Below are 22267 nucleotides of genomic sequence, written 5' to 3'. Positions count from 1 at the left end.
GTTCTACGGCATGCCGCTGGTCACAGGCATGCTGCACCTGACGCTGACCCGCACGGCCCCGGACCACCCGGCCACCCACCGGTGCCGCGAGAGCCTGCTGGCCGGCCAGCATCCCGACGGCACCTGGCGCTTCCTGGTCAGCGAGGTGTGGGACACCGGCCTGATGGTCCGCGCCCTGCGCGGCCACCCCGCCTTCGACGCGGCTGCTCTCCCCGCCGCCCTGGCCTTCCTCGCCTGCGCCCAGAAGGAGGACGGCGGCTGGGCATGCGCCGCACCGCTCGACTCCGACAACGACACCACCGGCAACACCCTCCTCGCCCTGGCCGACACCGAATGGGCTGACAAAGTCCGCACCGCTGCGGCCGGCTACGCCCTTCGCTGCCAGAGTGGCGCGGGCCTGTGGACCACCTGGCATTCCAGCGACGATGACCCCGTCCCCGACGTCGTCGCCCACATGGCCGCCGGCATTAAGGCCGCCGCCCTGCCCGGCATCGACCTCACCCCCGCCTACCGCTGGCTGGCCGACCACGGCGAAAGGGGCCGCTGGGGGAGTGACTGGTACATCCCGCCCGCCTACGGCGCCGCCGAGATCAGCACCCTGCTCCCACCCGGCCCCCACACCCGTCCCACCGTGGACACGCTGCTCGCCGCGCAGCGTCCCGACGGCGGCTGGCCCCGGATCCCGGGCGAACCCCACTCCAGCCCCACCGCCACCGGCCTGGCCGTCACCGCCCTCACCCACCACCCCGACCCACCCCGGGGAGCGGTCGTTCGAGGAGCCGTCGAGGGGGCCCTGCGCTTCCTCATCGACACCCAGACCGATGAGGGCACCTGGGACGACCTGCCCGTCATGTACGGCCCCCGCCCCTTCCTCACCGCCACCACCACCCAGGTCCACGCCCTGACCGCCCGCGCCCTGCGCCAGGCGCTCACGCGCGTACAGCAGCCCAGCGGAGCCCACCGATGAACCCGACCACCACCAGCCCGCACACACAGGCCCACGACCACGACGACGCCCACGAGCTCGTTGCCGCTCTGCGCCCGGCTGCCGTGATCTTCGACTTCGACGGCACCCTCGTCGACACCAGCACCCTCAACACCGACGCCATCCGCGCCAGCTTCACCGACCTGCACCTCACCGTCCCCGAACCGTGGCTGCACAACGCCCCCCTGGCCGACCTGACCGCCCTGCGCGAGCGGCTGCGCGAAGATCTCGGCCTCCAGCTGCCCGGGACGGACGCCGAGTTTGTGGCCCGCACCCGCTCCCACTGGCTCACCCGTGCCCGCCAGGCCCGCCCGGTGACGCGGGTGGTGACTCTCGCACGCCACCTCGCGGGCACCGTGCCCATGGGGGTGGCCTCGGCCAACGACGGCCAGGTCGTCCGCGCCGGCCTGGCCGCGATCGGCCTGGACAACCTGTTCCAGACCGTCATCGGCCGCGAACACGTCGCCCGCCTCAAGCCCGCCCCGGATGCCTACCTCCTGGCCGCCGCGGAACTGGCCGTGCCGCCCAGCCAGTGCCTGGCCTTCGAGAACACCGACGAAGGCATCACCGCCGCCCTGGCCGCCGGCCTGCCCGTCATCGACGTCCGCAACCGCACCTGGACCGCACAACGGACCTGACCTCCTCGCCCCCTGCGCCTCAGCCCCGCCCTGGCTGTACTACGGGCTCGGCTGCACAACGGGCTCGCTTCCGTGCAGATGCCGGCGGCCAGCTGGCCCTGTCGGCAAGCTGCGGTCCCGGCCCGAGGAGCTACACCGTCGAAATCCAGGGTGCGCGATTTCAGCCCCGTGACGTACCACCTCGCTGCGCGCGGAATGGGTTGTTCGAACCTCGCCGGGGCCCTCACAGAAGGTGAGCCAGAGCCCATGCCCGTGAACAAGACCAGGCGGATCGCAGTCGAGTGCGGCACGGGCCGCCTCGGTCGTATCCATGTGCTTCGCGGTGTGGGTGTAAGGGTGTGTCGCGTCCATACGGGGGATCTTGTCGGAGCAGAAACGATCTTGGATGTTCCGGGTTGGGAGGGTGGGTGAGTCGGGCCGGCGTTCAGTGCTCGGTCGTATTTTCTTGGGAGAGTCATGTCTCGTTTCACTCCGGTCGTGCTGGCCATGGCCGCGTTCGCGGGTGTTCTGACGGCTCCGGCCGCGGCGTCGGCGACGCCCATCAATTCGCCGTATGTGCAGGCGGCTGCCGATGTCTCGGCGGGTGGTGCGTTGCTGCGGGACAAGAAGATCGTGAGCGTGACGAAGCCGGCCACCGGCCAGTACTGCGTGAGGGTCGCCCCGGACGTGGATGTCGCCAACAGCGTCGTCCAGGTCGAGCTGTACGACGCGTTCGAGCGCACGTTCCGCATCGCGCCCACCCCCCAGTGCGGCAACGCGGCGAACACCATCACCGTCCTGGTGTGGAACAACAACGGCGGCACGGCCGTGGACGCCCGCTTCATCGCGTCCGTGCACTAGACGACACGCGCCTTGCCGCGCCCGTGCCTCCGGTGCGGGGGTGCCGGGCGCGGCGCTCGGGAAGGGGCCGTCCACCGGCGGGTGGACGACCCTTTTCTCTGCATCCCCAGGAATGGTCCTCCGTTCACCGTCCGAGTGGCGTGGGATCGCCTACGCGTAGTCGAATGCGGACGGAGGTGGACTGGCGGGCGATCCGCCGCGCCGGGCCGGCGCGGCCCGCTCGCCGCCCTGGCGTCGGACACCAAGGGTGGGGGCCCGGTGGGCGCGAGGCGATGGGCCGGATCGCCGAGGCGAGCCGCACGTCCGCCACCTTCTTCTGCGCCGCGCTGCCCGATCCCTGACAGGACGCATGTCGAGCAGTTCACTCTGGGCCAGGAGTACGCCGGGACGTACGGTGACGGCCGCCAGTACAAGGGGATCTGCCGCCGCGACCAGAGCTGGATGACCCAGCGGCTGAACGTCGGCGGCATCGACACCACCGTCCTCTACCTGTTCGGCGCAGAGGGCTTCGAGTTGGTACTCAAAGGCGTCGGCACCGACGCCAAGCGGACCTACAGGCGTCTTCCCTGACGGGTGACTGCCATAGGCCCAGCGGGCCCCGGCTCCCATAGACCCGCTGGGCAGCGCCTTGCCCCGAGACGTGAGCCGACCGCGGGCCGACACCCCTTGGCCCGTCAGGCTGTTCCAGAGTTCTGGAACGCCCGCCCCGCGCCCGGTAGCGACTCGTGGGCGGCTGCCCCGTCCTGGCCGGAGGAAGGGTGAGGCGGCCTGCCCGAGTACTCGGGCACTCTGCGCACAGGCTGCCGGGCCGACAGCGCCATGGCCTGGCTTCGGCTTCACGGCGGCCACAACACCAGCCCAGCCCCCTCCCGGCGAGGTTCCGGTGTGCAGGAGCTGTGGCGCCCTGGCCGCGGTTCGGCTGGAGAACTCCGAGCCGGCACGCCGTTTCCCGGCTCCGTACAACCCTTCACAGGGACATGGGATTGAGCCGGAGCCGGAGCCGGAGCCGGGGGCGTAGCGCGGCGCGGGCCGGGGGTCGCCGTGTGTCAGTCGATGGTTTCCTTGGCCTGCGCTGTCACCTGGGCGACATCGGGGTAGGGCCGGGGGTAGGGCGCGCCGATACCGAAGCCGGAGGCCATGATGTCGGCGAAGGCGGCGGCGATGCGGATCTCGCCGTTGGGGTTGGGGTGGGTACCGTCCCAGGTGTGCCTCTCGGCCACGAACTCGGCGGCTGTTTCCGCGATGTACAGCGGGGACTCCTCGCTGGAGAGCTCCTTCACGACGGATCGCAGCCGGTCGTTGGCGCCGGCCACCTTCAGCGCGAATTCCGGCTCCTGGACGGCGCGGGTGGTTTCCAGGATGGTGCCGAAGGCGGCGGCGAGGCCGGGGTTGCCGCGGCGGGCGTTGGCGATGAACTCGCGCAGGTTCGCCTCGAACTTCGGCGGGTCGATGTCGTACCAGACGAGGTCGTTGATGCCGAGGAGGACGAGCAGGTAGTCCGGCTTGTGTTCGGCGACCTTGGCTTCGATTTCCTCCTTTTCGGTGACGTACGGGCGGCCCCACTGGGCGTCGTGGTCGGTGTCGAACTCGGGGTCGGCGTAGGTGTGGTCGCCGTCGCCGACTTCCTGCGTGTGGATGTTGTCCAGGGTGTTCTTGGGGCCGACGAGGTCGAGTTCGACGTGCTGTGCGCGCAGGTGCTTCCAGAGGCGGTAGCGCCAGGTCCAGTCTCCGCTGCTGCCGTGGCTGATGGAGTCTCCGACGATCATGATCGGGATCTCGCGGCCGGGATCCGGGGCGTTGGTCGGTGAGAGTTCGGACATCGGGGTGGCACCTCTTCGCACAGTCTTGGACAAAGGCATGTCACCTGTACAACTCCCGCGATCACCGGTCGGCACGGGCTGTCCACCGCAAGAGGAACTTCGACCAGCCATCCGAACGTGCGCCCCGCAACCGTCACCCGCCTGGCGCACGACGTCCGGAGCTCAACGACGAAGCCTTTGAGCTCGACTCGCGGTTCCGCCGGCACCGGGTCGCGGCGGTGACGCCGGAGGACCAGAGACCGGACCTGGACGTAGAGCAGGCCCTCGGCCCTCCCTGAGGGCCGGGTTCGGGTCGGCCCAGATGCTCGCGGGCATGCGCAGGATGCTCGTTCAAGATGCGGGGCGAGGTGGCCGAAGGAGGGGGTAGTGGGTCCCTGAAGCGGGGTTGCCGCGCGAGCTGACCTTCGATTACTCCGTCGTCGCCGATCTCCACGCCCTCGCAGCCCTGAGCCGCGACCGTTTCGGCGGCGGCCGGGGCCGTCGCCACCCTGCCCGACCGGTTCCGCTCCACGGCTGGGGTCTTCTGGCCTTTCGCAGCCGACGCTCGTCGCAGAGCACCTGCGCCGTGGACGATGGCGCGTGAGGGATGACCAGATGGCGGATGCGCCCGGGCGGTGGGTCCGGGCACGGGGCGGAGGAGTCGGCATGGAGGTTCAGGGTGCGGATGTGCTGGTGGTCGGGGCGGGGGCGGTAGGCCGTTCACTGGCGTTCGCGCTCGCGGTGGCGGAGCCGTCGGTCCGGGTGGTGCTGGCCGGCGACACCGGCGACAACGGGGACAAGGGGGATAACGGTGGCCGGACGGCGGCGTCGGGTGCGGCGGGGGCGATGCTCGGCGCCTTGGGCGAGGTCACCGATCACGCGATGCGGACCCGGCACGGCCGACTGCGCACCGAGATCGCGGTCGAGGCGGCACGGCGCTGGCCGGCCTGGCGGGAGCAGGTCCGTGCCCACGCCGGCGCCAACGCCCCACACCGGGACGGGTACGGCACGGGCACGTTCATGATTTTGAACGCGGTCTCCTCCGCCCTGGACGACGCCTCCTTCACCGCTGTCGCCCGCGCGGCGGCCGAGTACGGTCTCGGCTGCCGGGAGACCGCCCCTGCGGACATTCCTGGTTACCGGCCGCTGGACAACGACCGTGCCCTGCGCGCCTGGTACCTGCCCGACGAAGGCTTCATCGATGCCCGGGCCTGGCTCAACACCCTGGATGCGGCCCTCGCAGCCCTGCCCAACACCCTCCGCACACCTGCGGGCACTCTCACCACGGCCCCGGCCGGCGGCTACCTCCTCGACACACCCAGAGGCGTGTTCCGTGCCCCGCGGGCGGTCGTGGCGGCGGGCGCCTGGACCACGCCGCTCCTTGAAGCCCTCGACCCGGACCTGCCCGTCGTGCCCGTCCTGGCAGCGGCCGGCACCGCGGTCACCGTCACCAGCCCCGAGGCGTCACCCGCGGTGATCCGCACACCCAACCGCGCCTACGCCTGCGGCCTGCACGCCGTCCCCCAGGCAGATGGCACCCTCTACATCGGTGCCAGCGCCCACCCCTGCCTGGCCCCCGCTGCCAGGCCCACGGCCGGGGCCCTGCGGTTCCTCCTCGATGCCGCGCTGAGCCAGCTCGACCACCGCCTGGCCACCGCCGGCATCGTGCGGACACACCACGGCAACCGGCCGCTGTCCCTGGACGGCCACCCCGTCATCGGCCCCACCCACAAGGAGGGCCTGTGGGTGGCGTCGGGCACGCACCGCGACGGCCTGCACGCCTCACCACTGATCGCCACCACCCTGGCCGACGCCGTCCTGGCTTCGTGCGCCACTCCCGGCCCGCTGCCGGGCCCGTTGGCCGCGTTCACGCCGTGCCGGCCGCTGATCACCGACCTGACCGCCAAACAGGCAGCAGCCGAAGCCGCCGCGCATCACGCGGCGCTCGCCGCCGAGGCCCGCATGCGGCCCCCACTGACCGGCGCTTGGCCCCAAGCTCTGGCCGCCACCTACGCCGACTTGATGGAACGCGCCTACGCGGCCATGCCCGACGGCTACATTCCACCCCCGGACCTCGCCCCCCTCGCCTACGAGACCACCGGCCCGGCCCTTGGCGAACTCGCCGCCTCACACCTCGCCCGACACGACCGCGCCTGATCGAGGTATTGGCCCGCACAATCCACCGCATCGCAGGGGGGTGTGGGCGGGCGGGCAAGTTTCTGACGATGTAACCCGGATACCGGGTTGCCGCACGGGTGTGCCTGTCGGCCGAAGCCGGCGACCGGTACATGGGGAACATCGACTGTGCCGGGTGGGAGCAGAGATCTTGAACGGCTGCCTTTGCGTCCCCGGGGGCACTAGCGTGGTTGAGCATCGTTCTGATCATGACTGCGGTTCTTCGCGGTCCGGAAGGCAGAGGAGTGCTCGTGAGCGAGAACCAGGAGCAGGAGCAGGAGCAGGAGAACACGGTGGAGGCGGCGGGCTTCGAGGATCTCGCCCTCGACCTGGGCGCCAACTTCAACATCGGCGGCGGTGAGGTGGAGTGGGACGAGTGATCGGATGAGTACCTGAAGACTGCCGGCGGCTGCTTGCCGCTGGGTATTCGGGCGGGGATACAGGGGGACTGAACGGGGAAAGCCCCGGCAGTGCGGCCGGGTTTCTCGAGTTGCGTGGCAGAGCGGGGCAACATCCCGGCCCTGTAACGAGGTCGGTGAGCGCGGCCAGTGGCGCCGGGGGTGAGCCGGTCGGGGCGCTGCTTCTGGTTGAGGATCCACCCTGGTCTGATGCGCGCTGCCGCCCGGGAGCCGCTCGACGTGGCCGCGCGCCGGCGGCCCCTCCCTGTTTCCGGTGCTGCACGAGGCCTCAGCACTCGTCTGGAAGGCCGCGGAGCCTCGCCCCGGCAGGCCCAGATGGCCCGGACATAGTGGAGGGGGCCGTGCATCCCCGTGAGGGTGGACGGCCCCTCCACGATCCGTCACCGGGTCGGTGCTGGCGCCCGGTCCCCGTCTCTATGTGGTGTGGTCTTGCCCGCACCACCGGGCGGCCGAAGCCGCAGCCGAGGACAGGGCCAAGGTCACTTGGGGTGGGCGCGGGCGGGTGTCTGCCCGGCCTACTGGCCTACGTTTGTGTGCTCGTGCGGGTGATGAGGAGCGACTGACCATTCCGAGTCCGGCGACACCGCCGTTGTCGGTTTGCAGTTACCACTACCTGATAGGAGTTTCCCGTGCTGCTTCCTGGAACCGGCTCTATTGGCATTTTTGGCGCCATCTTGCACCTGATCACCGCCCTTCTGGGGGGATAAATCCCACTGCGGCACGGGCGTCAGATTTCGGAAGGCGTTTGATCCGCTATTTGGTGGCGGCGTACGGCGAATGCAATCTGACTGACCGCCACATCTTTTGTGTTTGACCTGGATGCAGGGTCGGCACCGGGGGCGGGGGACTGTCATCCTTGCTCTGCGTTACTAAACGCATAAGGGGTAGGCCGCGACCGTTCCCCGCCCCCTCCCTCGTACGCCAGCCAGCCAGCCGCGCGCGAAGCGGACCGGCCTTGCTAGTGCACACCACAACCAGCTGGGAAATGGCCAGAGCCGGTGGAGCAGCGCGGGGCCGCCTCTGGATTGGGTGGCGGCCCTGCTGCTGAACCGGGCGACAGTGGGTGCGGTTCCGGTGGTGTTGTTGGGCTTTGCGTGCGTCGAAGAGCAGCGTTTTGACAGCAGTTCGGGAGTCGCCTTGGTCGTCAGCGCCGAGGCGTTGTTCATGACGTTGGGCGGCACCGCCGGTCGCGGGGAGTAGTGCTGGCGGTCTGGGCGTCCTCGGTGGCCGGGTCGCTGGGACAAAGGCGCTGGCTACCGGCCTCGGGGCATCGGTTCAGCGGTTGACGCGTGGCTGGTGCACTGCTGGTACGTCGGCGAGGGGTGGCCGTCAAGCCCCGTTGGGGCCTGGCGGTGGACCAGGAGGTGCGCGAGGCGCTGCTGGCGTACACGGCCAACTGCCCTGATGTGAACCTCATTTTCGAGCGGGCGAGCTGAGACAGCCACTGTGCAGGAAACGGCGGCGGTCACCGTCATGGTGACCGCCGGCGTGCGTTCCCGGGAGCGGTGCGCCTGCTCCGGGGTGGACGCGACCGCCCGGCTTCTCCTTCCGGGGGAGGCCGCCTGCTTGTGCTGTCAGTAGGCGTAGCTGCTGCGGTCGGCCGCGGCTACGAAGGTGATGCCGCTGCCGGGGGGCAGGGCTGTGGTCGTGGCCGATGGGCTGGTGGTGCTGCCGTCGCCGAGCTGTCCGTCCTGGTTGGCTCCCCAGGCGATGACGGAGCCGTCACCGAGGACGGCGAGGGTGTGACCGGCGCCGCTCGCCACGTGCTGGACGCCGCGCAGGCCGTCGAGGGAGACCGGAGTGGCGCGGGGGGTCTTGGTGCCGTCGCCGAGTTCACCGCTGGCGTTGGCTCCCCAGCCGTGGACGGAACCATCCTCCTGTACGGCGAAGGAGGAAGCAGCGCCGGTGAAGACCTTGGCCACCGCGTCCAGATGCGCCACATCCACGGGGGTGCTGCTGTCCGCCTTGCTGTCGTTGCCCAGCCGGCCATCGGCGCCGGCACCCCATGCGTGGACGGTGCCGTCGGCGGTCAGGGCCACGACGTGAGCGTCTGCGACCGCGATCGCTTCGACATCGGTCAGGTCTGCGACCTGCTGGGGAGCGTGCCCGTCGGCGGTCGAGCCGGTACCGAGACGGCCGGCCGCGCCCTGCCCCCAGGTCCACACGGTGCCGTCCTGGCGCAGGGCAACACTGAACCCGTCACCGGCGCCGACCGCCCGCACCTTGTCCAGGCCCGGCACAAGGACCGGCACCTTCGATGATGTGGTCTCGCCGGTGCCCAGCTGACCGTGGGCGTTCTCGCCCCAGGACAGCACCCGTCCGCCCTTGACGGCCAGCGCATGGTTGCGGCCCGCAGCCACCGCGGACACCCCGGACAGTCCGCGCACCGTGGCGGGAACAGGCTGCCCGGTAGCGGTGCCGTTGCCGAGCTGCCCCGAAGCGTTCACTCCCCAGCTCTTCACCGTCCCATCGCGCAACAGCGCCACGGCGAAGCCCTCACCGGCAACCAGCTCCCGCACATCCTCACACGCCAAGCCAATCACGGCGGCGGGCGTCCGCTGCGCGTTGTTCGAGCCGTTGCCCAACTGCTCCTGCGTGTTCACACCCCACGCCTTCACCCACGGGTCAACGGTCATGTCCGCCTCCTCTCACGCTGTGCAGAACAACTACACAGCGCTCCGACACTTCGACCACCCCACCCTCCCTATTGCAACGTGTACGCGCGCCGCGACTCTCCGTAGCCGAGTTCAAAATGGCCGACCTCCAACCGCCATGGCCTGAAGTCACAACCCACCAACACCACAAGCCCCCTTGCCCGGGGTGGCTCGCGGCGTCCCCGGATGGCAGCGACCCGCTCCAACAACCGGGCGAACACCATGCCTGCCGTCCGCGTCAGCGGGCGGCGCAGCCGCTCCAGCGGCGCGGCTCCGACGCCGTCACGCGGCCCGCCGTTGCGCATCGCCTCCCGTTCTCGTGAACATCGCCATCCCCTCTCAGCCGCTGCCTCCCGAAGCTGTGACGAACAGGCTTCACAACCCGTGAACAAAGCCAGGGGGCGTACCCGGGGGTGTTTAGGGCGGCGGGCTATTCGACGAAGGTGGGCCGCTCGTGTTCGGGGACGCCGCCGTCGAGCGAGGTCTCGAGGCCGGCCATGCGCTGGGCCCGGGTGGTGGCGGGCTCGCTGCTGCCCCGCCGCGGGCCAAGGCAGATCAGGAGCGCTCGATGCGGCTGCTGAGGGCGATCGACGAAGCCGTTGACGACGGGCAGCCGGGGGAGCTGTCGGAGTTCGAGCGGATCGTCCTCTTCGGCGTCGCCGGACCTCCAGGCCAGGAGTACCCGCCGCCGGGCCACGGCTACCCGCGTTCGTGAGCCGGCCGCCCGGGGGTGCCGGGGGCGGGATCCGGCAGTACTGGAAGCCGTCTGGGGCCGAATGGGTGAAGAGCGAGGTGTGGCTCCTGCACGGTGATGTTTCATGATCGAGATGCCTTACCGTCCGACCTTCTGGAGGTTCTCGTGATCAAGCCTGACCAGCTGTCCGACCCTGCCGTTCGCGCCTTCGTTGATGCCGTCAACGAAAATGACCGGGTAGCCTTCCAGGCCGCCCTCACCGCGGACGCGACCATGGCCGATGACGGCTCGGAGCGCGACATCACCGGCTGGGCCGATAAGGAGATCTTCGCCGCCAACGGTCACATGACGGTCGAGAAGCAGGACGACGAGGGGCGGTCCCTGATCGTCTCCTTCCGCAACGACATCTGGGGCGAGATGCGTACTGCCTGGCGGTTCACCGTCGCGCCCGGCGGGCTCGTGAGCCGATTCGAGACCGGCCAGGCCTGAGCGACCCCTCCCGACCAGCCCGGCCGGATCAACGGGACGGGATATATGGGCTGTTTCGGAGACCCGGAACAGCCCCGTCCCCGCTATGGGGCCCGGTCGGTGCCGAGTTCGGCGAGCGCGCGGAGCTGCGCCTGATCGAGCCGGTCACGGCGGGCTTTGATGTTCCCGACCCAGATCCCAGCGCGGTGCTCGCTCGCGTCGGCCAGGACCTGCGCGACGCGGCGCCCCGGCCGCCGGCCCGCCCGCGCGACGTACTGCGCCAAGGCCTCCAACTCCTTCTGGAGCGCCCCGCCATCCGCGCCCGGCCCCGGACGCCGTAGCTGCCGTCGCGGGGGTCTTACTCGCCCGTACGGCCGGCCTTCTTTGAGGGTGGACGGCCCCTCCGCGATCCGTCACCGGGTCGGTGCTGGCTGATGATGTGCATTGATTTGTCAGTGATTTTTCGGCGTTGATGTGTCAGTGGTTCTGCGGGGGATTGCCGCTGGTCGGCGGGTGTGTGGGCTGGGTTTTGGTACTGACAGTTGGTGCCGATTTCGCGGTGACGTTTTTGGCGTTTTGCCTGGTCAGTTTGGTGGAGATTGGTACTGAGCTTTCGGGGTCTGTGTGGGCCCGTGGCCGAGATGTTGGGTCTTCGAAGGGTGGCCTAAACCCTGGGGCCCCGGGGGCGTATGGATTGCTGCTCTGCCGTCGGGGCGCGGGCTGGCGGCCCCTGGAGTGCGCCGGCTTCCTCCGCGTACTCCGGAGGTGTGGGGGTTTCAGCGGGGTAGGCGGGTGCGGATGGCGTTGGCGTGTTCGGTGAGGGTGGCGGCGTTGCGGGCGGTGATGAGGGGGTGGAGGGCGCTGGTTGGTGGGCGGCCGGTGTCGAGGTGGTGATGGTGTGCTGCGGTGATGAGGGTGTGGGCCCAGGTGGGCAGGGCGTGGACGCGGCAGTGTCGGTGGGTGTGGGGGTCGTGAAGCTTGACGTGGGTGCCGTGGGGGTGGACGTCGGTGCCGCGGAGCATGGCGAGGCGATCGGGGCCGGTTGCGGTCAGGAGGCTGATGGTCAGGGCTGCCGCGTTCAGGGGATGGGCCACGGTGTGCAGACGGTCGGCGAGTTCGCCGGCGCCGTCGCTCTGCAGTGGTGAGGGCCCGTCTGGGTGGGGGAGTGCTTCGATGCCGTCGCACAGCGCACGTCGGGTACGGGAGACGGGCAGACCGGGCAGGGGTGGTGGCGGATCGAGCCAGGGGACGGATGTTCGCGGTGACCGGCGACCTGCGGGTCCGGGGGCTGTGCCAGTGGGGTTGGTCGAGACGTCGAGGGTGTCGGCGGTGTGGTGCGCGGTGCCGGCCAGGAGCAGAGTAAGGGTGCGGCTGGGGCCGGTGTGCCAGAGCAGCGTGAGGTGGATGCCGGTGCGTTCTCGCAGATGAAGGAGTTGGTGCAGGCGGGGTTCGGTGAGCCGGTGGGCGCGGGTGACGGTCACATCGGTGATGTGCATGGCCGTGATCCAGGCCCTCACCGCTGTCCAGGCCGGGGCCTGGGAGTCGGCCCAGGCCCCGTGGCCGGCAGGTGTGCCGAAGCAGGTTTTGCCCAGTGCGTGGAGGACGTCTTGGGCCAGGGCGGCGGGTGCTGTGGTGGCGGGGGTCGGGTCGATGGTGATCCGTCCGGCCGCTGGATGGTGTGAGGCCAGTGCCTGGGCGGTGGTAGCCGGGTGGTCGTCGGTGTCGATGAGGATGGTGACGGGCGGTGCCGGAGCCGGTACGGGGGTGGCCGTGGGGCCGGTGCCAGGCACTACATGCCGCCGATTTTGCTGTAGACCCAGTGGATGAGGGGTTCGTCGACCTCGGTGAGGTTTTTCTTCCGCATTCCGTTGATGACGTGGGCGGTGATGCAGGCCCAGTTGCGGAAGCTGCCGTGGGCGGCTTGCTTGTCGATGGTTTCGATCAGTGCGGGTGTGGTGGTCGTCCAGACGGGGTGGAAGACGGGGATGGTCTGGAGGACCTCGGCGCGGGAGAGGCGGGTGAACTCCTGCCACACGTGGATGCGGGAGGCGAGCATCGGTTCGCGCCGCAGGACTTTGTAGCAGCCGTCACCGCCGGCGAAGATCACCGCGATGTCGGTGCGTTTGTCGTCCCACAGGTGTCGCCAGTACTCGAACGAGGTCTTCTTCATCCACTGTGCCTCGTCGCAGACCAGGATCCGGAACTCCTCGGAGAGGGCGTCTTTGAGGAGGTTGTCGAACTCGATGGGCCGGATGGGAGGCTCGCCCGGCAGGCCGAGTGCGTTGAACAGGCCGTGGCGGATGTCGCGGGGAGTGGGGCCGGCACGCAGTTCCAGGCGGTGGGTGCGATCGGGGGCCAGGAGCCGCAGAGCGGAGTTGACGGACATGGTCTTCCCGGACCCGGCCGGCCCGTAGACGCACATCATGGCTTTGGCCTCGATGACGGTCTCGATGTTGTCCCGGGTGGTCAGGAGGGCTTCGGTGCCGACGAGTTGCGCATCTGGCAGGGCCAGGAAATGGTCGGCGGTCTCGGGTGGCAGCACACCGTAGTCGAGGTCGATCATGGCGGGTCTGTCTCCTTGTGATCGTTGGCTGTTGCGGCCTTCCTCGGGGGCGGGGGAACGGGGCGGGCCCAGGTGGCAGGTACCGGGGCGTGGGGGATGTAGTCGGGGCGGGCCAGTTCGCGCAGTCCGCGCTGATCTGCGGCCCGTAGTTCCGCGTCGGCTTCCTCGGCGGTGAGCGTGTTCAGCTGTTTGGGGACCTTGGCGGTGGTGACGGCCTCGAACCGCTTACGGCGTAGCTTCTCGGCGGCCTTGAGGTCGGCCCGCAGGCGGCGGGCCGCACTGCTGCGGGCGGACTGCACGGCTGCGAACTGCTCGACGCCGGCGGTATCGGCGAGGAAGGCCCTGCCCAGGTGGCGTCCGCTGGTCGGGTCGAACACCTCGATCTCTTCGTCGTGGTGCGGCAGCCGGCGCACGGTGACCGGGTCGCCTGCGCACCCGACCATCCAGTCGGCGATGTAGTCGCGGCGCCGAAACCGAACGCCACTGGTCGAGATCATCCGGATGCGGCCGTCGCCTTCCAGCCCGAAGCCGATCAGCGCTTCCCTGGGTACGTCGGTGATCGGGGTGGGGTCGGCCTGCCATGACTGCAAGGGAGTGCGGCCTCCCAGGGCGGGGGAGAGGTGGGAGGTGTTCCACCAGTGCACCCACTCGAGCAGCTTGGTGATGAACGCGTCGAACGGCAACGCCGGGGCGTCCGGGTCTGCCAGCCGGCCACCCGGCAGGCGCTGACGGTGCCGGTAGCGGGGAAGGGTGACCAGGAACATTTTCTCGACGGAGTCATTGAGCGCCTCGATGCTGCCCTTCAGATACGGCGTCCAGGCCGGAAGATCCACCACCGGCACCGCGAACGTCCCCAGCGCACCGGTCACCGCCTCACACAGGAACTCCTTGCCCCGGTCGATCCGTACCTGCCCCGGCAGTCCGCCGACCGGGCCGAACACCGCCTCGTCACGGACCAGAGCAACACGTAGCGCCGCGAGTACACCGTCCCTGCTGGGAGCGTGCGCGGTAACGGAAGCCCCGGTGATCACGTTGTGCGCGCAGTCGATGAACCAGGTCACCCACGGAGTGACCAGTTCTCCTTCCAGGTCCACCTCGACGGCCAGGTGCTTGTGATCGCCCTCCCATGCCGCGTTGCGATGGGACGGCGGCCGCTTGCCGAACACGTCGTGGGCGCGCCTGGCCACTTCGCCCGACCGGAGCCCGGCACGTTCCCCACGGGTCAGATCCCGCCGTAGCGCACGGTGCAGCGTCGACAAAGACGGAACCGACCCGGGACCCTGCCCCTCCGCAGCCCGCCGCGCCAACTCCTCGTGCAGACGCGAAGCGTTCCCGCCGTAGAAGGCCAACAGACGCCGGACCTCCGCCGTCACCACGAACCGCGCCACCGCTTTGCGCCCCGCCCGGCCCTCACTGCGGGCCGCCGACAGCCACCGCCACACCGTCCGCTCACTGCGCCCCACCGACACCGCCACCAAACGCACGTGTTCGGCCGTCAGCTCACCCCGCCCGTCCAACTCCAACAACCGCGGCACCGCCGCGGCTCGCCGCAAGGCCGACGGGAACACACCGCCCCCTGCCTCGCGGACCTCCTCCGCTTCTTCGTCACGCACCACTCCGTCATCCCATATAAGGGACCCCGGCACCCCATATATGCAAATACTGCAACGATCATGGTGTTCGTCCTGGAATAATGCCTTTCCTCATATGGTGTGACACCCAGTCATCGATGTAGCGGTTTCTCGGTCCGAAGGCCTGGATCAGCGCTCGACCGGCCGCGGCGCCAATGCCTAAGTCCATGCCGAGCTCGGCGAGCTGCGCCTGTTCGAGCTGGCCTTCTGGCTCGCGATCCACACGGGTTTCACTGCCCACGACAGGTGTCGGGGACCATTGAATCCGCGCACGCTTGGAATGGGCCAGCCGTCTGACCTGTGGTGTTTCTCTCGACCGTGGTCTCCTCAGCGTGGCCGCGGGGTACGGGCCGCTAGCCGTCCCGCTCGATCCACTGCGCGAGCGCGGCGAGGCCCCGCTGGAATGCCTGCTGTGCCTTCGAGGGGCCTTTCTCCGTATGCGCGGCCGCCGGAGCGGGCGACGGTGCCTCTGCGGGGGGCATGCCCAGCCGGGTGAGGCGCTCCTGCTGGGCGGGTAGGAGCCCGGCCCAGATACTCAGCTTCTGCTGTTGCTGGAGCCATCGTCCGAGAACCGCGGACCGCCCGGGCCCGACGGACGCGGGAGTGGCCTCGCCCTCGACCACGGTCTTGGCCCGCGGCCGTCCGGTGTCCACAGCCCCCGGGCATCACCCCCGGTGCCGCGTCAGAGCCTCTCGCACGGTGGTGATGGCTATGCGCTCTTGCTCCAGGCGTAGGTGCGGCCGGTAGGTGCCGGTCCGCAGGTCCTGGTAGAGGTGGGCCTCCTCGGGTGTGAGGTTAGTTAGGCCGTCGCGTGCTTGCGTCTTCTCTTGGCTCCAGTGGGACTTGTGTGCGAGAAGGGTGGCGCGGTCCATGAGTAGTGACGTGGTGTGCGGGAAGCGTCCTCGGACTTGGTCGAGGATGGCGAAGCCATGGGTGTCGATGTCGCCCCAGTAGCAGAGGTCGACGTCGTCGAGCCAGGGCAGGTGACGCAGCAGGGCAGCGGCGTATCCGGAGCCGAGGATGGCGATGGCGTCGGGGACCGGCGGCAGCGAGAGATAGGTGATCTCGTTCTCGAGGACGAAGACGGTGCGTACCCCCGGGGGCCAGTCGGCCAGTTCCTGGGCGCGGACGGTGAGTTCGCTGAAGGGCAGGGGAGAGGCGCCGAGGTAGCGCAGGCGGATGTAGATGGGCTTGGTGCGGAAGCCGTAGCGGGCGGCGAGATCATTCTTCGGGGCGCCAGCGTCTATGCGGTTCTCGGGGAGGGCGTGGTCGAGGAGCTCGGCGAGGATCGCCTTGTGGGTCTCGATGAACTTGGTGTCCACGCCGGGGACGTCGATCTCGCGTAGGTAGACCTGTTGGGCCCTGTGGTCGCGGATCCAGCGGACGGTGCGCACGAGCTTGTGCCAGGCCGCGGTGTGCAGGAGGACCTTCATGGGGTGGTCGGTCATCCACCGGGCGAGGCCGGGGTAATGGAGTGCGGTGTGCTCGTAGAGGGTGTGGAAGCGGTCGACCAGGTCGGTGACGCCCAGCAGTGCCCATAGGGCGAGGCGGGTGTCGACCCAGGCCCGGGCTGGCACGGTGTGGGAGGGAAGGCCGTTGCGGCCGCCGATGGATCTGGTCTGGAGGCGCAGTTGGGGGTGAAGGCTGGGGGCCCAGGACTGCGCCCAGGCGAGTGCCTGCTCGTAGTGGTGCAGGGTGTCGGCCGCGGTCGGGCCCTTGAGCGGCACTGCGATGGGTTCGAAGGGGTGTCCGCCTGCGGCGGCGGCGAGGTAGCGGCCGCTGGTCCACTTGCGACGCAGGGTCTCGACAACGTCCTCGGGGCGGCTCCACGCGGCCGGTGTCATGACTGCTCCGCGGGCGGCTGGTGGGCCTGCCGGGCCGCTTGTTTGTGGGCGCGGAACTCCTCGATGGTGAGGTTGAGCAGGCGGGAGTGGGTCTCGTCGGGCTTGTCGACGTAGCCGACGCGGGTGACGTGGGGTTCGATGACGTGCAGCTTCTGGAGCGGGGTGATGACAAGGAGCTGCAGGCCCAGACGCTGGAACAGGTCGAGGGCGAAGTGGGCGGAGGAGTCGTCTCCGCGTCCGAAGGCCTCATCGATGGTGACGAAGTGGAAGGTCTTGGCCTTGGCGGTGGTGGGGTCGATGCGGAACTGGTAGGCGAGGGAGGCCGCGAGGACGGTGTAGGCGAGCTTTTCCTTCTGGCCGCCTGACTTTCCGCCGGAATCGGGGTGGACCTCGTGCTCGTTGTCGGTGCCGCGGTCGAGCTCGCTGGCGGAGAAGACGAACCAGCGCCGCACGTCGGAGACCCGGGCGGTCCACCCGGCGTCGACTCGGGTGTGGTCGGCACGGCCCTTGAACCGATCGAGGAGCGCTTTGACCTGGAGGAACTTCTCCTCGGTGTAGGTGTCGCCGGTGTCGTTGGAGAGCGCTTCGCTGCTGCAGGCTCGCAGGTCGTGCTGGAACTCGCGGATCTCTCTGTTCAGCGTGGGGGCGGCGTTCAGCTGGATGTAGCGGCCCGGGTTGTAGTCGATGCCGGCCAGCGAGTCGTTGATCACGTCGATGCGTTCGCGGATCTGCTGCTCCTGGGCGGTGAGTCGGCCCTGGAAGGAGGCGATGTCCCGGATGACATTGGTACGCAGGTAGAGGAGAAACTGCTGCTCGAAGCGGGGCAGGTCCTCGTCGGTGAGATGACGGTGCAGGGATCTGTAGCCGACGGCCGACTCCATGGAGTTGTCCAGTTCGGTGGTGTGGGCCGGGTATCTACCACGGAAGGCGGTCATCAGCCCGATTGCCTGGTTGCTCGCCTGGCGCAGGGTGTCGTTGCGTCTGCCGATCGTGCGCTGCAGTTGTGCTTCGGCGTCGCGCTCGGCGGTGTCCAGGTCCTCCAGGCGGCTGTCGTCGCTGCCGGCCATGGGCAGGAACCTGCCCATGGCGCTTTCGTGCTCCGCCATGGCGTCGAGGTCGCACTTCGCCAGCAGGCTCGTGGTCTTCTCCAGCAGCGTGGTGGTGCCCTCGGTGTCGTGGCGCAGCGCGCCCAGTTCTTCCTGGCCCTGGCCGAAGGCCTCCTCGCTCTGCTTGATGTCGTTCCTCGTTTGCTGGAGCTGCGAGGTGAGCGTGTCCAGGCCTGCTTCGGCCTCCAGGGTGCGCTTTTGCCGCTCGAGCTGTTCGATGTCGGCAACGGCGGCCGGCCAGTCGACTTCCGCGTAGGCGGTGACGCTGGTCAGGAGGGTGAGGGCGCCGTTGGTTTTGGCGCGGGCCTTTTGCCGCGTCTCGAGTTCGCGGGTGGCGGCGGTGAGGGCGGCGCTCTCGCGGGTGAGGCGGTCGGCGTCGGCGAGGAGGGCGTCGAGCTTGGTCTGGTTACTCCAGCCCAGCACCCAGTTGCGCCGGTCGTCGATGCGGTGGGTGTCATTCTTCTCGTGGCGGCCCCCGCCGGCCTTGACCAGGCCTTGCCGGGTGACGGCGGGCCGGGTGGCGCGGGTGAAGGTGTCCAGGTCTTCGGCGCACAGGTAATCGGCGCGCGAGCGTAGCCGTGCGGCGAGCCAGTCGCGTGCCCAGCTGTCGGACTTGAGGTCGAGTTTGCCGGTCAGCAGAGTGCGGTCGTCGGGCAGCATGGTGCGCGGAGTGTGGGCGGGAATCTCGTAGTAGACGATCCTGATTCCCAGGTGACGGCCGTTGACCCAGGACGAGACCGCATCGTAGTGAGTGCGCGGGACCAGCAGGGACAGGGCGAATCCGCGCAGGACGCGTTCGGCAGCGCCGGCCCAGGCGGCCTCGTCGTCGCGGACCTGGATCAGCTCGCCGGCGAACGGCAGGATGTCGATGCCGACGCCGGTGGCGGAGGCGAGTTCGCGGCGCAGGTCCAGCAGATGGGCGGGAATGCTGGAGCGCTGCTGCTGCAGGCTGGTGATCTCGCGTCGCATCTCGTCGGTCGCGGCGTTGTTGTCGCGGCGCGCGACGGCGAGGCCGTCAAGTTCCTCGCGGTCCTGCCGTTCCTGTTCCCCGGCCCGGGTGCGGGCGGCGGCGATCTGCTCCGTGCGCTCGCGGAAGGAGGCGGAGTCGGTGACCGGGTCCATGTCTGCTTGCGCGAGCCAGTCGTTGTACTCGGTGGCACGGTCGCGGCGCCGCTTGCGTTCGCGGCCCAACTCATCGATCCGGCCGGTCAGCAGGACGAGCTTCTCCCCGCCGGCGCCGTCGATGCGGCGCTGCAGACCGTCGGCCGCACCGCGCAGCTGCTCCAGCTGCCGCGCGCGGGTGGACTGCAGTTCCTCCAGTTCCATCGTGCGGCCACGCAGGGCCGTGTGGCGTGCGGCGAGGAGGCGCTGGCGATGGCCAGCGAAGAACGCGGGGACGGCGCCGCGGCGCCTTTCCAGGATGGTGAGGTCTTCCTGGAGGGTGTCGTACCGGGTGCACGCCTCGACGATCGGCGTCAGGCCTTCGATCATCTGGCGGGCCCGCACCACTTCGCTGTGGCTGGCGGTGAGTGCGTCGAAGTGAGCGACGATCTTGTCGACGGCTGCCTGCGCGTCGAACGGCTCCAGCATCCGCTCGCGGACGAATTCGTCCAGGCTGCCCACGGCCTTCATCGACACCGTCTGATGGAACAGCTCCAGAGCCTGCTCGCCGGGGATGCCCAGGCCGCGGCGCAGCGCCTTGCCGTACTGCGTGTACGCGCTGCCGTGGAGGGTGGCACCGCGCTGTTTCAGCTGCCGACGCAGGTCGGTGATGTCGGTGCCGAAGTCGGTGAAGTCGGTGTCGATGGACAGCGGGTGCTCGGCGGTCAGATAGAACCGCTCCGGCTGCCCGGTACTGGTAGGAGAGGCCCAGTAGAAGACCTGCGCGAGTGTGAGGTGGGTACCGAGGGCGTAGTTGGTGAAGACGCCCAGGATCACGCTGTAGGAGGCGTAGCCGCGCAGCCCCACCGGGCGCGTACTGCCCGTTGCTTCGACACGTTCGTTCCGATAGTGGCCCAGGACGTAGGAGCGCAGGTCGCGTTCCTTGGCGTCGGCACCCGCCGCCTTGTTGTAGTCGATCTTGTGGGCGGGCAGGAGCAGTGTCGTGATCGCGTCCACCAGGGTGGACTTGCCCGAGCCCACACCGCCGGTGAGCAGCGCGCTGTGCCCGTCGACGGCAAACGTGCGGGTGGTGCGGTGGAAGGTGCCCCAGTTCAGCACCTCCAGGCGGGCGAGCCGGAATCCGGGGCCGACGTCGTAGGTGTGTGCCGGGCCGGGCGCCGTCTGGCGGGGGATGAGCGCCGCCGGGCCGGTGGTGAGAGTCATGCGTCGTCCTTAACCGTGGTGGAGACAGCGCTGCGGTAGGTGGCGAGGAGGTCGCTGAAATCGCTCAAAACCTGGGCGTCGACCAGGGCTTTGAGGTGCCGCCGTACCTCGTAGGTTGCGGTCTGCTTCGTCGGGCGCAGCACCTTGAGGTCGACGAGCTTCCTTATGTGGGCGTCGATCTGGTCGACGAGCTGGGCTTCGTTGCCGCGTGGGGGCAGGAAGCCGCGGACCATCTCGACCAGGTCCTCACGGGTCAGCACCAGGCGCGGATCGACGGAGCCGGCGTCGCTGTCCGCCAGCCGCCCGCGCAGCAGGACGAGCATCAGGCTGACGGGGAAGGAAAGCCGGTGGCGGGTGACCAGCCTCGGCACGGTGGTCCCGTCGTCCCGGGCCTCACTGTCCTGCTGTCGCACGTAGGCGTAGCCCTCGGCGCGGTCGACGACGACATCGAGGCCGATCACGCCGAGGTAGTCGCCGATCGCCGCCTGCTGGGCGAGGATCTGCTCCCACACCAGCGGAGTGTCGCCCTGGTAGAGCACGCCCGCCTTCAGCAGGTGGACCACGGGGGCGGTGAGGGCATCGCTCATCGAGGGTCGGCCTTTCCGGCGGCCGTGCCGCCCTCGTTGCGTACGAACATCACATGCGGCACCTCGGCCCGGGCGTGGCCCGGTGCCCCCACACGCGGGTAGACCAGGACATCGGTATGCCCTGGGTCCACGCTCACATCCAGATCGGGATGCTGGATGCGGAAGTAGCCGAGCAGTTCCGCGAGCCCCAGGGTCAGCGGATGGTCCTCGACGACAGTGGCCAGGGGCGCCTGGCCGTGCGGGCTCGCGGCGACCGCGTCCAGGACGTGGCCGACCAGCAACTCGGTGTCCACGTGGATGCCGGCGAACAGCTCCGTGAGATCCGCCTCGGTGTCGTCGGAAGGCCCTTGCGTGGTGGTGTCCAACTCGACGCGTTCGACCGGCATGTACAGCCGGCGCTCCATCGGCAGCGCGATGGCCGCCTGGGGCATCTCCAGCTCCATGCCGGGCAGATCCGCCATGTTGCCCAGGGCAGTGACGTGGCGCTGGACGGAGCGCACCAGCGCCAGCACACGCTGGTCCTCCGCCCGGCTTCGGTCGGCCAGGAACCGGCGCAGCTGTTCGGTCAGCTGCCGGACGGTGTCCTGGGTGTTCTCCGCCGCCTCCAGCCAGGCGAACGGAACCTTCAGCAGGGTCCGGTCAGTTCTGCCCTCCAACTGCGGCAACTGGGTGACCTGCTGCAGCAGTTCCCGCAACTCCTGCTGGCGGCGTGGGGAGAGGAGGTAATCGAAGAACGCCTGGAAGCTCTGCCCCTGGTCGGACTGGGCGATCTCGTCGCGCTCCAGCAGGAAGGCGGCCAACTGCTCGCCCTTTCCGCCTTCCGCGGTCGCCACTTGCCGACGCAGCCGCCGGTCCAGTTCCCGCAGATTCGCCTCCACCTCACGGAAGTCCCGCAGGAGTTCGACCGCGATGCTCTCCACCTGCTGGTAGCGGTCCAGCAGGGCGAGCGGGGAAAGGAGCTCCAACTCTCCGGTGAGCAGCCGGGCGATCTGGGCGTCGAGCGCATCACGTTCCCGGCGCAGTTCGTCGATGCGCGCCTGCGGGTCGGTCTGCGCCCCGAAGGCCATCTGCCGAAGAAGCGTGACGACGGTGTTCAGGCGGGACGCAGTCCCGATGAACGAGCGTGCCGGCAAATCCCGCACCCAGGCCACAGCCTTCTCTAGGGCCGTGGTCGCATCGAAGTGCGCCTCGTCCTCGTCGGGCGGGTAGTACTTGCGCAGCCAACCGCTCTTCGTCCACTCCGCCAGATAGCCGGCGGCGGTCCGCGGAAAGGAGCCGGGCTCGCGCTCGTTGAGGAGGTAGAGCTGGTCATCCAGCCGGGACTCCAGCACGCTCTCGGGCACGCCGCGCGCGTTCTCCTCGACGAACACCGTGCCGCAGAAGGACAGCACTAAGGTGGCGTTGTCCGCGCGCAGTAGCACCCATGCCGGGTGGCTGGTGAGAGCCGTGACCTGATCGAATTGCATGCAACCCCCGATCGTGCACCTGCGGTTTCCGTATCCGCCCGGAATGGAGCGGATACGGAAACCTTAAAGACGG

General features: G+C 69.4%; 22 protein-coding genes. 11 read left to right on the top strand and 11 right to left on the bottom strand.

Going from position 1 to position 22267, the window contains the following annotated elements:
• The 5 genes from ACFWBW_RS33940 to ACFWBW_RS33920 form a co-directional block, all read left to right on the top strand.
• A partial coding sequence (locus ACFWBW_RS33940; protein ID WP_385380986.1) for a prenyltransferase/squalene oxidase repeat-containing protein occupies positions 1-967 on the top strand: 967 nt, incomplete at its 5' end.
• Entirely contained in the window at positions 964-1623 is a 660-nt protein-coding gene (locus ACFWBW_RS33935; protein WP_385380983.1) for an HAD family hydrolase, read from the top strand. The genes ACFWBW_RS33940 and ACFWBW_RS33935, both read left to right, overlap by 4 nt.
• A gap of 456 nt (positions 1624-2079) precedes the next feature.
• On the top strand, positions 2080-2463 hold the full coding sequence (locus ACFWBW_RS33930; RefSeq protein WP_385380980.1) for a hypothetical protein: 384 nt from the start codon (positions 2080-2082) through the stop codon (positions 2461-2463).
• 164 nt (positions 2464-2627) lie between these two features.
• Entirely contained in the window at positions 2628-2804 is a 177-nt protein-coding gene (locus ACFWBW_RS33925; protein ID WP_385380977.1) for a hypothetical protein, read from the top strand.
• Positions 2805-2904: 100 nt separating this feature from the next.
• Positions 2905-3033 carry a hypothetical protein gene (locus ACFWBW_RS33920; protein WP_385380974.1) on the top strand — a complete coding sequence of 43 codons (129 nt, stop codon included), beginning with the start codon at positions 2905-2907 and terminating at the stop codon, positions 3031-3033.
• A 476-nt stretch (positions 3034-3509) separates the two neighbouring features.
• On the opposite strand, the gene ACFWBW_RS33915 is transcribed toward ACFWBW_RS33920, so the two are convergent.
• Positions 3510-4283, bottom strand: a complete 774-nt coding sequence (locus ACFWBW_RS33915; RefSeq protein WP_385380972.1) for a GDSL-type esterase/lipase family protein — start codon at positions 4281-4283, stop codon at positions 3510-3512.
• 645 nt (positions 4284-4928) lie between these two features.
• Here ACFWBW_RS33915 and ACFWBW_RS33910 point away from each other — a divergent pair.
• The 4 genes from ACFWBW_RS33910 (at position 4929) to ACFWBW_RS33895 (ending at position 8292) form a co-directional block, all read left to right on the top strand.
• On the top strand, positions 4929-6419 hold the full coding sequence (locus ACFWBW_RS33910; protein WP_385380969.1) for an NAD(P)/FAD-dependent oxidoreductase: 1491 nt from the start codon (positions 4929-4931) through the stop codon (positions 6417-6419).
• A 269-nt stretch (positions 6420-6688) separates the two neighbouring features.
• A complete protein-coding gene (locus tag ACFWBW_RS33905; protein ID WP_385380966.1) occupies positions 6689-6817 on the top strand; it encodes a hypothetical protein in 129 nt (42 codons plus the stop codon).
• Positions 6818-7885: 1068 nt separating this feature from the next.
• On the top strand, positions 7886-8056 hold the full coding sequence (locus ACFWBW_RS33900) for a hypothetical protein (RefSeq protein ID WP_385380963.1): 171 nt from the start codon (positions 7886-7888) through the stop codon (positions 8054-8056).
• Between the two features lie 89 nt (positions 8057-8145).
• Positions 8146-8292 (top strand): hypothetical protein, encoded by a 147-nt coding sequence (locus tag ACFWBW_RS33895; RefSeq protein ID WP_385380960.1) that lies wholly within the window; start codon positions 8146-8148, stop codon positions 8290-8292.
• A 138-nt stretch (positions 8293-8430) separates the two neighbouring features.
• Here ACFWBW_RS33895 and ACFWBW_RS33890 read toward each other — a convergent pair whose 3' ends face one another.
• A complete protein-coding gene (locus ACFWBW_RS33890; RefSeq protein ID WP_385380957.1) occupies positions 8431-9492 on the bottom strand; it encodes an RCC1 domain-containing protein in 1062 nt (353 codons plus the stop codon).
• A 472-nt stretch (positions 9493-9964) separates the two neighbouring features.
• Between ACFWBW_RS33890 and ACFWBW_RS33885 the strand changes: the two genes are divergently transcribed.
• Positions 9965-10225 carry a hypothetical protein gene (locus ACFWBW_RS33885; RefSeq protein ID WP_385380954.1) on the top strand — a complete coding sequence of 87 codons (261 nt, stop codon included), beginning with the start codon at positions 9965-9967 and terminating at the stop codon, positions 10223-10225.
• Between the two features lie 144 nt (positions 10226-10369).
• Positions 10370-10693: a nuclear transport factor 2 family protein gene (locus ACFWBW_RS33880; protein WP_385380951.1), complete on the top strand. Its 324-nt coding sequence runs from the start codon at positions 10370-10372 to the stop codon at positions 10691-10693.
• Positions 10694-10776: 83 nt separating this feature from the next.
• Here ACFWBW_RS33880 and ACFWBW_RS33875 read toward each other — a convergent pair whose 3' ends face one another.
• The 9 genes from ACFWBW_RS33875 to ACFWBW_RS33835 form a co-directional block, all read right to left on the bottom strand.
• The gene (locus tag ACFWBW_RS33875; protein ID WP_385380948.1) at positions 10777-10956 is read right to left on the bottom strand and encodes a hypothetical protein; all 180 of its coding nucleotides are present in this window, start codon (positions 10954-10956) and stop codon (positions 10777-10779) included.
• Between the two features lie 492 nt (positions 10957-11448).
• A complete protein-coding gene (locus ACFWBW_RS33870; RefSeq protein ID WP_385380945.1) occupies positions 11449-12462 on the bottom strand; it encodes a hypothetical protein in 1014 nt (337 codons plus the stop codon).
• Positions 12462-13235, bottom strand: coding sequence for an AAA family ATPase (locus tag ACFWBW_RS33865; protein WP_385380942.1), 774 nt, complete (start codon positions 13233-13235; stop codon positions 12462-12464). The genes ACFWBW_RS33870 and ACFWBW_RS33865 overlap by 1 nt, the downstream gene beginning before the upstream one ends.
• Positions 13232-14770 (bottom strand): Mu transposase C-terminal domain-containing protein, encoded by a 1539-nt coding sequence (locus tag ACFWBW_RS33860; RefSeq protein WP_385381006.1) that lies wholly within the window; start codon positions 14768-14770, stop codon positions 13232-13234. Before ACFWBW_RS33860 ends, ACFWBW_RS33865 begins: the two co-directional genes overlap by 4 nt.
• Before the next feature lie 136 nt (positions 14771-14906).
• Positions 14907-15107 (bottom strand): hypothetical protein, encoded by a 201-nt coding sequence (locus tag ACFWBW_RS33855; RefSeq protein ID WP_385380939.1) that lies wholly within the window; start codon positions 15105-15107, stop codon positions 14907-14909.
• A 424-nt stretch (positions 15108-15531) separates the two neighbouring features.
• On the bottom strand, positions 15532-16710 hold the full coding sequence (locus ACFWBW_RS33850) for a Wadjet anti-phage system protein JetD domain-containing protein (protein ID WP_385380936.1): 1179 nt from the start codon (positions 16708-16710) through the stop codon (positions 15532-15534).
• Entirely contained in the window at positions 16707-20141 is a 3435-nt protein-coding gene (locus tag ACFWBW_RS33845; RefSeq protein WP_385380933.1) for an ATP-binding protein, read from the bottom strand. The genes ACFWBW_RS33850 and ACFWBW_RS33845 overlap by 4 nt, the downstream gene beginning before the upstream one ends.
• Positions 20138-20728, bottom strand: coding sequence for a DUF4194 domain-containing protein (locus ACFWBW_RS33840; RefSeq protein ID WP_385380930.1), 591 nt, complete (start codon positions 20726-20728; stop codon positions 20138-20140). Before ACFWBW_RS33840 ends, ACFWBW_RS33845 begins: the two co-directional genes overlap by 4 nt.
• Positions 20725-22194, bottom strand: a complete 1470-nt coding sequence (locus ACFWBW_RS33835) for a DUF3375 domain-containing protein (RefSeq protein ID WP_385380928.1) — start codon at positions 22192-22194, stop codon at positions 20725-20727. The genes ACFWBW_RS33840 and ACFWBW_RS33835 overlap by 4 nt, the downstream gene beginning before the upstream one ends.
• Positions 22195-22267 lie beyond the last annotated feature (73 nt).

The sequence above is a fragment of the Streptomyces sp. NPDC059957 genome (assembly GCF_042730015.1).
Taxonomy (GTDB): Bacteria; Actinomycetota; Actinomycetes; order Streptomycetales; family Streptomycetaceae; genus Streptomyces.
The sequence above is the reverse complement of the archived record's forward strand: the minus strand, read 5'-3'. Positions and strand labels throughout refer to the sequence as shown.

Excerpts from the sequence above, each read along its gene's own strand:
- ACFWBW_RS33935 (WP_385380983.1), top strand. The coding sequence starts at position 964 with ATGAACCCGACCACCACCAGCCCGCACACACAGGCCCACGACCACGAC.
- ACFWBW_RS33930 (WP_385380980.1), top strand. The coding sequence starts at position 2,080 with ATGTCTCGTTTCACTCCGGTCGTGCTGGCCATGGCCGCGTTCGCGGGT.
- ACFWBW_RS33925 (WP_385380977.1), top strand. The coding sequence starts at position 2,628 with ATGCGGACGGAGGTGGACTGGCGGGCGATCCGCCGCGCCGGGCCGGCG.
- ACFWBW_RS33920 (WP_385380974.1), top strand. The coding sequence starts at position 2,905 with ATGACCCAGCGGCTGAACGTCGGCGGCATCGACACCACCGTCCTCTAC.
- ACFWBW_RS33915 (WP_385380972.1), bottom strand. The coding sequence starts at position 4,283 with ATGTCCGAACTCTCACCGACCAACGCCCCGGATCCCGGCCGCGAGATC.
- ACFWBW_RS33910 (WP_385380969.1), top strand. The coding sequence starts at position 4,929 with ATGGAGGTTCAGGGTGCGGATGTGCTGGTGGTCGGGGCGGGGGCGGTA.
- ACFWBW_RS33890 (WP_385380957.1), bottom strand. The coding sequence starts at position 9,492 with ATGACCGTTGACCCGTGGGTGAAGGCGTGGGGTGTGAACACGCAGGAG.
- ACFWBW_RS33865 (WP_385380942.1), bottom strand. The coding sequence starts at position 13,235 with ATGATCGACCTCGACTACGGTGTGCTGCCACCCGAGACCGCCGACCAT.
- ACFWBW_RS33850 (WP_385380936.1), bottom strand. The coding sequence starts at position 16,710 with ATGACACCGGCCGCGTGGAGCCGCCCCGAGGACGTTGTCGAGACCCTG.
- ACFWBW_RS33845 (WP_385380933.1), bottom strand. The coding sequence starts at position 20,141 with ATGACTCTCACCACCGGCCCGGCGGCGCTCATCCCCCGCCAGACGGCG.
- ACFWBW_RS33840 (WP_385380930.1), bottom strand. The coding sequence starts at position 20,728 with ATGAGCGATGCCCTCACCGCCCCCGTGGTCCACCTGCTGAAGGCGGGC.
- ACFWBW_RS33835 (WP_385380928.1), bottom strand. The coding sequence starts at position 22,194 with ATGCAATTCGATCAGGTCACGGCTCTCACCAGCCACCCGGCATGGGTG.